This window comes from Megasphaera lornae (assembly GCF_000214495.1).
Taxonomy (GTDB): Bacteria; Bacillota; Negativicutes; order Veillonellales; family Megasphaeraceae; genus Megasphaera; species Megasphaera lornae.
Genome location: NZ_AFIJ01000032.1, coordinates 12,430 through 26,558, shown reverse-complemented (window position 1 = coordinate 26,558; position 14,129 = coordinate 12,430). Strand labels below are relative to the sequence as shown.

Sequence of the window (14,129 nt, the reverse complement as noted above, 5' to 3'; positions counted from 1 at the left end):
CGTATCATACGTAACACGTGCCGACAGGGAATGCCCTGTCGGCACGTGTGGTTCAGGGGTGTTTTATTTATTTCCACGGACAAGCTTTTCGTTCTATTCGGTCAAGAAGAATATAAAAGCCGATTCCTAACAGCCCCAAGGTAATAATTGCCGCGTACATGTCTTCGTAGTTACGGGTTTCCATGGCATTCATGATAAAATATCCCAATCCGGAGTAAGAAGCAAAGGTTTCTGTAATAAATAACAAGGCCAAGGCAATTCCTAAACCGGTGCGAAGAGCGGTTAATATGGCGGGCAGACACGCCGGCCAGAGTAAATGACGAAAGGTTTGCCCGGGGGTAGCACCGAGGGAACGTAAAATAGCGACCTGCATGGGATCAATGGCACGGGCGGCATCGCGGATGACAATGGCTATGTGAAAGAAGACGGTGCAGGAAATTAAAAATATTTTAGGCGCATTTCCTAACCCCATGGCCATCAATATTAACGGCAAAAAGATGATTTTGGGCAAAGAGTAAAATAAATAGAGAAAAGGGGAAAGGATTGCGTTCCCGCGCCGGGTTCGGCCGGCTAACAGTCCTACAGGAACGGCCGGTAATAACGCTCCGCATAAGCCGAGCAACAATCTTCCGCAACTTGCTTGAATGTGTCGCAGCAGTTCCTGTTCCTGCCAAAGTTGCCACGTATGCTTCAATACGATATGCGGCGGCGGCAGGAGGTACGTATGTAAAGCAAGGGAGAGGCCTTCCCACAGGAGGGCGAAAAAAAGTAAGGTCCATATATAAGGAAGTAAAGAAAAAGGGTATTTTTATGGTTCCAAAAAAGTTCGCAGTACGGACGCGGGGGTAGAATGCGGAACGACACGAGGCACACCTCCTTTTTTGTGAGATAGTACGAGAATATTGGTTCCGAAGGAGCGGGCATCGGTTAAATTGTGGGTGACGAGCAGTAAGGTGGCGTCGGTTTGTTGCAGATACCGATGAATTTCTCGGCGACACAGCGCCCCGGTATATTCATCCAAGGCACTGAAGGGTTCATCCAACAGTAATAAACGCGGGTGACTGATAAGGGAACGAGCCAGTGCTACGCGTTGTTGTTGCCCGCCTGAAAGTTGATGGGGATAGTGGGAGCGTATATCTTCCAATTCCAATCTTGCCGGGAGGTCGGGATCCGCCGGGGGGAGACCGGCAGCGTTATGTAAGCGCAGCGGTAAAAAAATATTTTCTTCTACCGTTTTCCATGGAAATAGACCGTAGTGCTGGAATACGACACTGATGCGCGGATGGGGTTTGTATAAAGGCGCTCCTTGAAAGTATACGTGTCCGGAAGTGGGCGCCAATAAGGCACTGCAAAGGTGTAATAAAGTGGTTTTTCCGCTTCCGGAGGTACCGATAATACTGTAATGTTCACGGGCCCGGATGCGGAGAGAAAAATGTCGGAATAGCGGCTGTTGCGGCTGATAAGACCAACTGATATTTTGCAGGGCCAATAAGGGCGGGTTATTGGGGAAGAACGAATTCATCATAGGTATACGGCTTTTCCAGTAAGTGCTTGGAGACCATCCAATTCATGACGCGTTGGACGTTTTCTTTTGCGGGAACCGATTTTTCGGTAAAAGCGGGAACCTTATAAGATGCCGCTAATGATTTGGGAATGTTGGCTTTTTGTAAAGCCAAGTTCCGATAGGCAGCGGGGTTTTGATTGATGTGTGCAATAGCAGTGTTATAGGCGGTGAGAAATTTAGTTACATCTTGACGGTGGTTCGTAATCATAGTTTGCGTTAAAATAATGACGGATTGTGAATAATTTTCCTTAAGTTTCGTGTCATCAATGAGAATATGCGCTCCCTGACGAACTGCAAAGGCGGCCAAGGGATCCGGCAAAATGGCGGCTTGGACATCCTTGCCGGCAAGAACGGCATTCAGGCGCAGCGATAAATTCGGTAATTGTATCGTTTTTATTCGATTTTTCGGCAGGTGTAATTCGGTTTCGTATTGCTCCAATAAGTATTCCATCATTGTGTTTTTGGCAATGGCGACGTTTCCTTTCGGCAGATCGCGGGCGGTTTTTAAGGAACTGTTCGGTGCGGACACGACAAGGAATCGTCCTTCCGTCTTGTCGGCTCCCAGGGCGGTGGCAACGATACGTACGTCATTACCGCCTTTTTTTAATAAACCGGTTACGATCATATCGGTCATCATGCCGTCCAATTCTCCCGCTTCCATGGCTTTGCGTTGATCGATAGCACTGTTGAATTCTATGATTTTGACAGGAACCCCGGCTTTTTTAAATAATTGTTCCTTTTCGGCCAGATAGAGAGGCAGACTGTCGTCAATTCGTAAAACGCCGATTTTGTAGGGTTTGGGGGTGTCGGCGGCGGTTTGGGTATTTCCGCAACCGCTTAATAAGAATAGAAGAGAACAGACAAGGAGAGAACAGAACATAAAAATTTTTTTCATACGTACGACCTCACTTTACAAATGACAATAATGAAATAAAAATGCAGCGTGCATAATTTAATTATAAAAAAAAGAAATGAGAATTTCAATGTAGAAAAAGCATAAATTACTTTACAAATTATCAAAACAATTGTGCTTGTATTCTTAATAAGAATAGGAAAATTACAAATGTATGAAAAAATGGTTTGGTATAGCAGTTCTTCTTATACGCAGCAGATGTTTTTTGTCGACCGATTGGTAAGGGAAAAATACTTGAAAATTAAGGCATAATACTATAATATAAATATATTATTCTAATGGCATTCGTGCCGTTGGAATGCAGGCGGAAATTATAATATAAGGATCATAAAAAGGAGTGTTGATACATATGATAAACAGTGTGGCAGCTCCGCAAGCGCGCGGTAAAAGTGCTGAGGATAAAATTTTCGGAGCGAATAATCGAGCTACGGCCTTGGCGGTACAGTTGGGAAATGACCGTGTTATCAACGGTACGGTAGGCGCCATATTGGATGAAGAAGGGCAGTTGGTCATGTTGGAGGCGGTACAAAAGGCGTACCGCGAATTAACGCCCCGCGATATGGTGGCGTATGCGCCGATTCAGGGATATGAAGACTATTTAACCGCTGTTGCGGCACAGTGTTTCGGTCAATCCCGTCCTGCCGGGTATATTCGTGCGTGCGCTACAGCCGGCGGCTCAGGTGCGTTGCATCATGTTATTCACAATTATTCGCAATGGGGAGATGAAATTATTTCCAGTGATTGGCATTGGGGTGCGTATGACTCCATGTGTAAGGATAACGGCAGAAGTTTGCGTTGTTTTTCTTTAATTAACAAAGAAGGAACCTTTGATTTTGAGGATTTTCAGACACAAGTTAAAGCGGTTTTTGAGGAGCAGGAAAATACGGTTATTATTATGAATTCGCCGGCCAATAATCCTACCGGATTTGCGTTGACCGCAACGGACTGGGATCGGGTATTGGCGTTTTTAGAAGGACTTTTACAAGGGTCGAAAAAAAATATTATTCTTGTACCGGATGTGGCGTATTTGGATTATAGCGGCGAAAAAGAAGAATGTCGCCGTTTTTTTACTAAATTCGGAAATTTGCCGGAACGGTTGTTTGTCATTGTTGCTTATACTTGCAGCAAAGGTTTTACTATGTACGGACAACGGATGGGGGCCATGATTTGTGTAACGCCGAATGAAAGGTTGGCGGATGAATTTGTGGCGATTAATCAATACAGCAGTCGGGCTACATGGTCCAATTCCAACAGTGCGGCTATGAAAGTAATGAGTCATATCTGTCAAGACCCCGTACAATTGCGGTCCTTGGAAAAAGAGCGGCAACAGTATTTTGATTTAATTCGGGAACGGGCGGATATTTTTATGAACGAAGCGGATCGGTGCGATTTGAAATATTTGCCGTATGTGTCGGGATTTTTTATTACCGTGCCGATGGATAATACACAGGCGGTTTGTGATTATTTGGAAAAACAAAATATTTTTTTGGTTCCTTTACGTAAAGGAATACGCGTGGCAGTCTGTTCGATTTCAAAAAATAAATTAAAAGGACTGGCGGAAAAAATAAAAGTCGCAGCAGAAACAGTCGGCGCACGATATTTATAAAAAAAACTGTCGCTGTTTATGGCGACAGTTTTTTCGTATAGACCGCGGGTGTAAGGAAAGGATGAGGTATATGTTTAATACAGTAGGCGTTTGCGGTGTAGGAAATATGGGAAAGGCGATTATTAAAGGAATCGCAGCTTCCGGATTGATGAAACCGGAACAATTATGGATTTATAATATACATACTGAAAAAGCGGAAGCGTTTGCGGCTTCTACAGGGGTACAAGTTGCCCGTACGCCGGCAGAATTGGCGGCACATGCGGAAGCGATCATTATGGCGGTAAAACCGGCTGTTATACCGCAGGCATTACAGGCGATAGGACCTTTTATTACCTCGCATACGGTGCTTATTTCTATTGCCGCGGGAGTGACGCTTTCGCGGTTGGAAGCCGAGTTGCCGGCCGCTGCAAAAGTGGTTCGCGTTATGCCGAATACGCCATCTATGGTAGGGGAAGGGATGGCGGCTTTGGCAGTGAACGAACAATTAGGGGCGGCAGAGACGGCAGCTGCAGTGGCTTTATTTCGCAGTTTCGGTAAAGCGGAAGTGGTAAAAGAAGCGTTGATGGATGCGGTTTGCGGCGTGAGCGGCAGCGGTCCGGCGTATGTGTATCTTTTTATAGAAGCGTTGGCGGACGGCGCGGTACAGGAAGGGATGCCGCGCGAGTTGGCCTATACCTTTGCCGCACAGACAGTATTGGGAGCGGCTAAAATGGTATTAAGCACAGGGGAACATCCCGGCGTTTTAAAGGATGCCGTATGCTCGCCGGGCGGTACTACTATAACGGCGGTACACGCCTTGGAAGAGGGCGGATTGCGAGCGACGGTAGCCAAGGCGGTTATTTGTGCGGCGGAAAAAAATAGGGAATTATGAGAAAAAATATCAACGTTTTAAATATTATATCAAAAATGCAAGTGTGTAAGAAAAAGTGAAAAAATAAAATTAAAATATCTTAAATATTAATTATTCTTAATTTTTTTAATTCGTAAGGCGAATAATTTTTTAAGCATAAATATCTATGATGAAATAGCATAGGATTAAAATTTTAAATACGAATATCATATGACTAAAATGTCAAAAGGTAATTTACATAAAAAATATAATGCGTTATAATGAGGTACGAAAGACACGGGATGGAGAAAATTTTTATACCCGGCAATACGGCATATAGAGTCTGTATTGCAGTTGTACCTTCCACGGTACAACGTCTTGCACCTCGCTCTTGAGCGGGGCAATATCTCACTGGATACAACATAGTTATACGTATCATTAAAATTTTAATTGTATGGAGGTAATTACTATGGCAAAAGGCACAGTATCACCCGAAATTATTGAAGAATTAAAAAAGATCGTCGGCGAAAAGTATGTGTATACGGACAAAGACAAATTGGAACCGTATTCTCATGACGAAGTAACAGATCCGCATTATATGAAAGAAGCGCAGGTTGTCGTATTGCCGGCATCGACAGAAGAAGTATCTAAAGTCGTTAAGCTGTGCTACGATAACGATATTGTCATGGTACCGCGTGCAGCAGGCACAGGGCTGGCAGCCGGTGCGGTTGCTATTTTCGGCGGTGTCATCATTTCGATTGAACGGATGAATAAAATTTTGGAAATCGATATGGATAACATGGTTTGCGTTACAGAACCCGGTGTTACGACCTCCGTATTACAGGAAGAAGTCAAGAAGAAAGGCCTTTTTTATGCAGGCGACCCCTGCAGCGGGGATTCCTGCTTCATCGGCGGTAACGTTGCCACGAATGCCGGCGGTAACCGTGCTGTAAAATATGGCGTAACTCGTGAACAGGTTATGGGGTTGGAAGTGGTTACTCCGTCCGGTGAAGTTGTTATGCTCGGCGGGAAATTCCGTAAAAATGCTACGGGTTATATGCTCATGCACTTATATATCGGCTCTGAAGGTACCTTGGGAATTGTAACAAAGGTTATTGTACGTCTGGTTGCGTTGCCGAAGTATCAAATGGACCTTTTGGCTGTGTTCGATACGTTGGATGCGGCGATTGCGTTAACTCCGAAAGTTATGAATGCCGGGATTACTCCTGTTTGCGTAGAATTTATGGATAATGCTTCTATTAAACAGGTAGAAATTTTCTTGAATGAAAAATTACAACATTCGGATAACGGCAACTATATTATTATACAGATTGCCGGTGACAGTGAAGACGTATTGGATGAACAGTGTGAAATTATTGATGAATTGGCACGTAAAAACAATGCGTTGGATGTATTGGTTGCCAATCCGGCTGTTATTTGGAAATCGCGTAAAGCATACTTGGAAGCAGACCGGGCTCGCAGCTTAGTTTTCTCCATGGAAGATATCGTCGTTCCTTTGACCTTGATTCCGGAAGCTGTACAGTTGATTTCCCGCTTGTCGGATAAGTATAAAGTTGCTATGCATTGCGCAGGTCATGCCGGTGACGGAAACGTTCACATTGACATTTTGAAAGATGATCGTACGCAGGAAGAATGGGAAGAAATGTTGCCGCAGATTCAGGGCGAAATTTATGAAATTGTCGCACGTATGGGCGGACGTCTTTCCGGTGAACACGGTATCGGCTATAAACGGGAATCTTTGCTGGAAAAATATGGCAATCCCATTGAATTGGAATTGATGAAGAAAGTAAAGAGAGCTTTGGATCCGAAGAATATTATGAATCCGGGCAAGGTTATCAGCATTAACGACGAAGTTCCTGTTGAATAATACAACGTATTTACTTACCGGGTAAAGCCTTTGGCTTTACCCGGTTTTTTGTTACATGCAGTAATAATATATGTATTATAGGGAATAAAGAAGCATTATACGAAAAAAAGATTTTCTGTTATACTAAAAACATCTGTTAAAATAATAAAGGACATGGAGGTTTTCGATTGAAAGCATTGGAAGCGGCGGTAATGTTCGATATTACCATGGTATTACAAGTTATTTTGTTGGATTTGGCATTAGGTGCGGATAATTCTGTCGTTATTGGTATGGCGGCAAAAAATTTGCGACCCGATTTACAAAAAAAGGCGATTATATACGGTACGATAGGAGCCATCGGCTTGCGATTTATTATGGCGTTTGCTGTTTCCCTGCTCCTTCGCATTCCTTTCGCCAAAACAATAGGCGGTATATTACTACTGTATATCGGAATGAAGCTTATCGGTTCTCAAGGGGAAGAGGCGGCCCGCGGAGTGGCGGCAAAAAGTTCTCTGCTCGGAGCGGTGCAAACGATCATTGCGGCGGACGCTTTAATGAGTATGGATAATGTGTTGGGAATTGTAGGTGTTACGAATAATCATTGGGGCTTATTAATCTTGGGAATGATGATTTCTGTGCCGATTATCATTTTTGGCAGCACGGTGGTAGTAAAGATTATGAATCGCTTTCCTGTTTTAATCTATATGGGCGGCGCTATTTTAGCTTGGGCGGCAGCTTCCATGATATTTACGGACGGGTATTTACTATCGTATTTTCCAAAAGTAAATCAATATTTATGGGCAGGAAAAGGGCTTTGTTTGTTGCTTACTATCGGCGGCGGTGTAGGGTGGCGATATAGAGCTTGTATTTTCAAAAAGAACCGGAATTTTGCAAAAAAGTAGCTTGACTTTTTAATGAAATATGGTATTATATACAAGTCAGGTAGCGGGGCGTGGCGCAGTTTGGTAGCGCGCTTGGTTCGGGACTAAGAGGTCGCAGGTTCAAATCCTGTCGCCCCGACCATATTTTGTATAAGTTTTCTGACAAGGTAGGTATATAATTTGGAGAGGTGTCCGAGCGGTTTAAGGAGCATGATTGGAAATCATGTGTAGGGCTATCGCTCTACCGAGGGTTCGAATCCCTCCCTCTCCGCCAGTACAAGAAAGAATCTACGTTAGTGGGTTCTTTTTTTTGTGTGTGAGTTGACAGCTTGCCGGCGAATGATGAGATAGTTTGATTGTGTATAAAGAAAGCGGTATATTCTTGCGGTTTGTAGGGCGAAAATGTTTGAATTTGTTGAAACATTATTTAAATATTGAAATTTGTTTTAATAACGGTTACAATATAAGAAAGAATATTTTTTAAATACTGATTTAAAAAAATCCCGGCAGATAGCTTATCGGGGAAAAGGAGGCTTTCATGAATATCGCGGAAATGTTGAGAACCAATGGATATAAGGTTACTCCGCAGCGCTTAGCGGTGTATGAGGCGATTAATCATAATACGACACATCCCAATGCGGAGAGTATTTATAAACAATTGCAGCCGAATTATCCTTCCATGAGTCTGGCAACTGTATATAAGACCATGGAAATTTTTGCCAAGATCGGCGTAGTACGTGTTTTGCAGTGCGGTGAGGATTCGCATCGATATGATTACAAAACGGCATCTCATGCACATATTCGTTGCGTGAAATGTAACCAAGTGTTTGATGTGAATATTGAGCAGGAACCGCTTATACGGGAAGCGGAACGACAAACGGGTTTTTCTATAGACGATATGAATTTATCATTTATCGGTGTATGTAAGGACTGTCAGGAAAAAGAATAATGTAGTAAGATAAGGGTTATAGAACATCTTATGTCTGTAACCTTTTTTTTATGAGGAGTATGAAATGAGAATCTTACATACCGCTGATTGGCATTTAGGAAAAATGTTTTATGGAGAATATTTGACGGAAGAACAGGCCCATGTGTTGACGCAACAACTTTTACCGTTAATTAAAGAAGAACGGATAGAAGCGCTGATTATTGCCGGAGATATATATGACAGAAGCTTACCGCCTGTAGGCGCAGTCGCGTTATTCGATGAAATATTGACTAAAATAGCGGTGGAAGCCCATGTCCCCTGTTTTATAATTAGCGGCAATCATGACAGTGCCACCAGACTTTCCTTCGGCAACGCTTTGATGGAAAAAGAAGGTATTTTTATCGGCGGGGAATTGGCTACGTTGCACAGTCCTATTGTCTTGGAAGACCGATACGGAGCGGTTTCTTTTTATTTACTTCCTTTTGCTGAACCGGCAGTAGTGCGACAATATTATAGTGAGGAAACGGTAAAAGATCATGAAACGGCATTGCGGTGTTTGCGGTCGGCACAAAAAATCGTGCAGGATACCCGCTCGGTGTGTGTGGCGCATGCCTTTGTAACCGGCGGTGTGCCTTGCGATTCGGAACGGCCCCTGGCTATCGGTGGCAGTGAATGTGTGGATGTATCTTGTTTTGACGGGTTTTCGTATACGGCGTTAGGTCATTTACATGGCCCGCAAAAAGCCGGCGGTCGGGATAATGTGCGGTATGCAGGCAGTTTATTAAAGTATTCATTTGGCGAAGCGAAGCAAAAGAAAGGGGTCAGTATTGTAGAAATAGATGCGAAAGGGCATGTTGCATGGGAACAAATTCCGCTTGTACCGCAGCATGATGTGCGGATTATACAAGGTCGGTTTGCTGATATTATGACGCGGCCGGAGGCAAATAAAGAGGATTTTCTGTTAGTACGACTGGAAGATGAAGAACCGATATTGGACGGGTTGGCAAAATTGCGAAAAAAATATCCGCATGTTTTGGCATTAGAAACTCCCAATCGAATGATTCAGGGGGCGCCGGAACGAAAGTTTGATGTGCGTCATACTAATGAGCGGGAACTGTTTTTAAATTTTACCATGGCTATGCGGGACGGACGTACTTTGTCGGAACATGAAAAAGAATGGACAGAAACGCTTTGGCGTCGTTTGTGGCAAGAAGGGGGAGACGGATTGTTATGATGCCGTTGTATTTGGAAATGCAGGCGTTCGGACCTTATGCCGAAAAACAGGTCATTGATTTTCGGAAATTGGGAACGCGACGCCTTTTTTTAATTTGCGGACCTACAGGAGCCGGAAAAACGACGGTATTGGATGCTATGTGTTATGCGTTGTATGGAGATACCAGCGGCAATCGTCGTTCCGGTACGCATATGCGCAGTGAATATGCCGCGCCGACGTTGGCGACCAAAGTGTCTTTTTCCTTTGCTGTAGGAACCAAATATTATCGTATTGAACGCAGTCCGGAGCAGGAAATTGCCAAAATTCGTGGAACAGGATTAAAAAAAGCGGCCGCTGCCGTTGCTTTTTATGAAACGGACGGGCAGGGAAAGGATACGGCCGTATTGGCGACGAAAAACGTCAATGCCAAAGTAGAGGAGATTCTCGGGTTTAAATCGGATCAATTCAGACAGGTAGTGTTGTTGCCGCAAGGCGATTTCAGGCGATTGTTACTGGCTAATTCGACAGAGCGGCAACAAATTATGCAGGTCTTATTTCATACGCAACGATATGCCAGGTTTCAAGAATTGGCAAAAGAACGATATGATGCATTACAACAGGAATATCAAACCTTAGAAGAACAAAATGCACAGGCGTTGGCGATGGTGTCGGTTGCTACGCCGGAAGAATTAACGGAGTATATACGGCAGGGAAAAGATAAATGTCGGGTCATAACCGAGGCGATTGCCGCGAAAAAAAAGGAAATTAACCGCATACAGGTACAATTGACACAAGCTAAGCGTTTAGACGAGCATTTTAAAATTTTAGATAACGCTCGAAAAGAAGAAGAGAAATTAGCGGCACAGGCAGAGTCTATGGAACTTCGCAAGAAAAATATTGAACGCATAGAACAAGCGCAGAGATTGACGGATGCCTGCAATTATTTACAGGATATTATCGAGCGGGGAAAACAGGCGGCGCGTGCCGGGGAAGAGGCCGACAGACAAGTAAAAGAAGCGGAAAAGCAAGCTGCAAAGGCGGTGCACACGTATCAACAATGGGTGGATAAAAAAGATCTGTACCGTCAGTATGAGGAGCGTTCGGTACAGTTACAGTTATGGCTTCCTAAAGCTGCCGGATACGAGTCCTTGTGCAGAGAGGTGGAAATAGTTCGGCAGGAGGCGAGAGACCGGGAAGAGGCGATTGAAAAAGAAGCGGCAACGTTAACGCAGTATAAAGAAAGGTTGCAAGCCGCGCAGCGGGCGGTGCAGGAAGCGGCGGCAATAAAACTGGCTTTGCAGCAGCAAAAAGTGAAAATTATTCGTTTACAAGAAGAAGCGCAAAAAAGCGCAATTGCGGGAAAGCTTACGCACACGTATACAGACGCAACAAGCGGCGGCAGATGCGATAAAAGAACAACTGCAAGCTGCAAAACAAGCGGCGGCAGACGCGACCTGTACGTATGAAAGAGCCCATTGTTTGTTTATACAAGGACAGGCATCTATTTTAGCGAAGACGTTAACGGACGGGACTCCTTGTCCCGTATGCGGCGCGACGGCGCATCCGCAGCCGGCTTTGCCGACTGCATGGATTCCCGCCGAAGAGGAAGTGGAAGATAAAAAACAGGCGGCTCATACGGCGCAACAGCAATGGCAGGATTGCAAGCTGGCATATGAAAAAGCGTGCGGTACTCTGGAAAGTTTGCAAACGCAGTATACAGAAGCGCCTATGCCGGAAAATGACGAGAAAACATCGGCGCAATGGCAGCAGGAAATACAGGACGGAGAACTTCTTGGTAAACAATGGGAAAAAAGTTTACGGCAACAAGAGATACAGGCGAAAGAAGCTCCCCAGTGGGAAACGTGCGTAGCGGAACAAGAAAAAAAAGTACAAGATTGTCGGCAGCAACAAGTTCAATGGGCGACCAAGGTCAGTCGTAAGGAAACGGAAAAGCAACAGATGGAAGCGGAGATCCCCGCATCGTATCGGTTAACGAATAAGATTACAAGCGAAATTCATACATTACAAACAAAGCAGGCGGAATATGAAGAGAACTTACGTCATGCGGAGGAAAGAAAAAATGAAGCGGCGCGTAGTGTAGAAGGTGCAAAGGGCAGGGCAAAGGAACGACGCGAGCAATATAAATATTTGCAGGACGTATATAAGAAAGAAGAACCGGAAGTGCGGCAACGCGTACAGGCGGCAGGATTTGCAGACATTGCAGCGTGTAAAGTATGGCAACAAAAACAGGTAGATTTAAAAAAAGAAAAGGAATGTTTGCAACAGTATACGGATCGGCGGCAAGAAATTATAGGGATTATTAAGCAGGAGCAGACGATGATACAGGGAAAAAGTCGCCCCGATCCGGAAATACAACAAAAACAATATGATGCCGGAGAAAACGACTTACATGTCCTTATCAAACAACAAGCGGAATATAAGCAACAAGTACAGCAAGCGGAAGAAATTTATCAAAAAATAGCCGCACGACATAAGCGACAGCAGGAATTAATGGACCAATATAAGGTAGTAGGCGGATTATATGAATTGATCAGCGGGAAGCAAACCGGGATTAATTTTGAACGGTATGTATTGGGCGCGTTATTGGATGAAGTGTTGCGGGCTGCGAATTTACGACTGCAAACCATGAGTCGGCAACGGTATGAATTGCAACGTTCCGTGCATTGGGAAGATAAGCGTACGCGGCAAATCGGTTTGGATATAGCGGTCTTTGATCATTATACGGGGTATGCCCGACCGGCTAATACCTTATCGGGAGGAGAAACCTTTTTAGCGTCTTTGTCGTTGGCCTTGGGGTTGGCGGATGTAGTGCAAGCCTATTCGGGCGGCATTCATTTAGATACTATTTTTATCGATGAAGGGTTCGGCACCTTGGACGGAGAAACGCTGGATTTCGCATTAAAAACATTATTACAATTGCAGGGAGACGGTCGGCTGGTGGGAATTATTTCGCATGTTCCGGAATTGCGGGAACGTATTACAACCCGGTTGATTATCACGAAAAGTGATCGCGGCAGCGCGGCGGCTTTTGAATTATTGTAATGGTGAACGGTACGCATATAAAGGAGGAAGCGCTATGGATTTTGTTTTTTTACATACGAATTTTAATGTCTTGGATTTATCCCGCAGTTTAGCTTTTTATGAAGAAGCATTGGGACTGCAAGAAGTACGACGAATTGAAAAAGATGCTTTTACGATTGTGTATTTAGGGGACGGCAAAACCTCTTTTTGTTTAGAATTAACGTGGTTAAAGGGAAGAACGGAACCCTATAATTTAGGAGAAAATGAATTTCATACGGCATTTAGTGTACGAGATTTTGCAGGAGCATTGGCAAAACATAAAAAAATGGGCTGTGTTGTATATGAAAATTCGGAAATGGGCATTTACTTTATTGCCGATCCTGACGGCTATTGGTTGGAAATTATTCCGGAGGTGCGGGCATGAATCCGTTATACACACAGCGTACGGAGCGTCTTATCGGCCGTGAGAAGGTAGCGTTGTTAGCCGAACGGGCCGTGCTTTTATTCGGCGCGGGCGGCGTGGGCTCCTTTGCGGCGGAAGCGTTGGTACGGGCGGGGATTGGCAAATTAATTATGATGGACGCCGACTGTTTCGATCCTTCCAATATAAATCGCCAATTGGGGGCTACGACGGCGACAATAGGTAAGAAAAAAGTAGACGTTATGAAAGAACGATTGCTTACTATTAATCCCGATTTACAGATAGAAACCTATGCGGAGTTTTATTTACCTGAAACGCATGCCGGATTTATTGCCGCAAGCGGGGTGAATTATGTGGTAGATGCTGTCGATACGGTGCGGGCAAAAATTGCCGTTATTGAAGAAGCGTATATACATCATATTCCGGTCATTTCTTCTATGGGCGCCGGAAATAAATTGCATCCGGAATTATTTGAAGTAACTACCATAGAAAAAACGTCGGTAGATCCATTGGCAAAAATTTTGCGGAAAGAATTGAAAAAACGAAATATTCACGGTGTGAAGGTGGTGTATTCTAAAGAAAAACCGTGTGCTGTTGGTCGGGCGTCGACAGAGGCACATCCTTCACCGGGAAGTATTTCGTTTGTACCGGCCGCGGTGGGAATGATTATGGGGGGAGTCGTTATACGCGATTTGGCGGAATTGGCTTGAAAAAATTTTTTTTCAGTTATGCACAGGAGAAGCGCGGAAGAAAATACCGCTATGTTACGGCATGGCGGTATTTTTGATAATACTTAGAAACAATACAAGGTAATGTATACACATTGACGTCATATACAACATATAGTATGATAAGGACGTATTCA

13 protein-coding genes and 2 tRNA genes are annotated in these 14,129 nt (G+C 44.2%); 12 read left to right on the top strand and 3 right to left on the bottom strand.

Features of this window, described 5'->3' with window-relative positions; translation table 11 throughout:
* Window positions 1–67 precede the first annotated feature (67 nt).
* The 3 genes from HMPREF1039_RS04585 to HMPREF1039_RS04575 form a co-directional block, all read right to left on the bottom strand.
* Window positions 68–694 carry an ABC transporter permease gene (locus HMPREF1039_RS04585; RefSeq protein ID WP_007391246.1) on the bottom strand — a complete coding sequence of 209 codons (627 nt, stop codon included), beginning with the start codon at window positions 692–694 and terminating at the stop codon, window positions 68–70.
* 114 nt (window positions 695–808) lie between these two features.
* Window positions 809–1,525 carry an ABC transporter ATP-binding protein gene (locus HMPREF1039_RS04580; RefSeq protein WP_009369800.1) on the bottom strand — a complete coding sequence of 239 codons (717 nt, stop codon included), beginning with the start codon at window positions 1,523–1,525 and terminating at the stop codon, window positions 809–811.
* Entirely contained in the window at window positions 1,500–2,459 is a 960-nt protein-coding gene (locus tag HMPREF1039_RS04575) for an ABC transporter substrate-binding protein (RefSeq protein ID WP_007391215.1), read from the bottom strand. Before HMPREF1039_RS04575 ends, HMPREF1039_RS04580 begins: the two co-directional genes overlap by 26 nt.
* 367 nt (window positions 2,460–2,826) lie before the next feature.
* On the opposite strand from HMPREF1039_RS04575, the gene HMPREF1039_RS04570 reads away from it, so the two are divergent.
* The 12 genes from HMPREF1039_RS04570 (at window position 2,827) to HMPREF1039_RS04520 (ending at window position 13,974) form a co-directional block, all read left to right on the top strand.
* Window positions 2,827–4,083, top strand: a complete 1,257-nt coding sequence (locus HMPREF1039_RS04570) for an aminotransferase class I/II-fold pyridoxal phosphate-dependent enzyme (RefSeq protein ID WP_007391321.1) — start codon at window positions 2,827–2,829, stop codon at window positions 4,081–4,083.
* 70 nt (window positions 4,084–4,153) lie between these two features.
* Entirely contained in the window at window positions 4,154–4,954 is an 801-nt protein-coding gene (proC, locus tag HMPREF1039_RS04565; RefSeq protein WP_007391298.1) for a pyrroline-5-carboxylate reductase, read from the top strand.
* A gap of 427 nt (window positions 4,955–5,381) precedes the next feature.
* On the top strand, window positions 5,382–6,800 hold the full coding sequence (locus tag HMPREF1039_RS04560; RefSeq protein WP_007391287.1) for an FAD-binding oxidoreductase: 1,419 nt from the start codon (window positions 5,382–5,384) through the stop codon (window positions 6,798–6,800).
* A 167-nt stretch (window positions 6,801–6,967) separates the two neighbouring features.
* Complete coding sequence (locus tag HMPREF1039_RS04555; protein WP_007391227.1) at window positions 6,968–7,681, top strand: TerC family protein; 714 nt, start codon at window positions 6,968–6,970, stop codon at window positions 7,679–7,681.
* Window positions 7,682–7,725: 44 nt separating this feature from the next.
* Window positions 7,726–7,802: transfer RNA gene (locus HMPREF1039_RS04550), tRNA-Pro, on the top strand.
* 40 nt (window positions 7,803–7,842) lie between these two features.
* Window positions 7,843–7,934 (top strand) — tRNA-Ser (locus HMPREF1039_RS04545).
* A 264-nt stretch (window positions 7,935–8,198) separates the two neighbouring features.
* Window positions 8,199–8,609, top strand: coding sequence for a Fur family transcriptional regulator (locus HMPREF1039_RS04540; protein WP_007391247.1), 411 nt, complete (start codon window positions 8,199–8,201; stop codon window positions 8,607–8,609).
* 64 nt (window positions 8,610–8,673) lie between these two features.
* The gene (locus HMPREF1039_RS04535; RefSeq protein WP_007391259.1) at window positions 8,674–9,822 is read left to right on the top strand and encodes an exonuclease SbcCD subunit D; all 1,149 of its coding nucleotides are present in this window, start codon (window positions 8,674–8,676) and stop codon (window positions 9,820–9,822) included.
* A complete protein-coding gene (locus HMPREF1039_RS07910) occupies window positions 9,765–11,267 on the top strand; it encodes an AAA family ATPase (protein ID WP_083811857.1) in 1,503 nt (500 codons plus the stop codon). Before HMPREF1039_RS04535 ends, HMPREF1039_RS07910 begins: the two co-directional genes overlap by 58 nt.
* Window positions 11,155–12,864 (top strand): SbcC/MukB-like Walker B domain-containing protein, encoded by a 1,710-nt coding sequence (locus HMPREF1039_RS07905; protein ID WP_235720032.1) that lies wholly within the window; start codon window positions 11,155–11,157, stop codon window positions 12,862–12,864. The genes HMPREF1039_RS07910 and HMPREF1039_RS07905 overlap by 113 nt, the downstream gene beginning before the upstream one ends.
* Window positions 12,865–12,898: 34 nt before the next feature.
* Window positions 12,899–13,267 carry a VOC family protein gene (locus HMPREF1039_RS04525; protein WP_007391265.1) on the top strand — a complete coding sequence of 123 codons (369 nt, stop codon included), beginning with the start codon at window positions 12,899–12,901 and terminating at the stop codon, window positions 13,265–13,267.
* Window positions 13,264–13,974 (top strand): tRNA threonylcarbamoyladenosine dehydratase, encoded by a 711-nt coding sequence (locus HMPREF1039_RS04520; protein WP_007391224.1) that lies wholly within the window; start codon window positions 13,264–13,266, stop codon window positions 13,972–13,974. The genes HMPREF1039_RS04525 and HMPREF1039_RS04520 overlap by 4 nt, the downstream gene beginning before the upstream one ends.
* The last annotated feature ends 155 nt before the right edge of the window (window positions 13,975–14,129 follow it).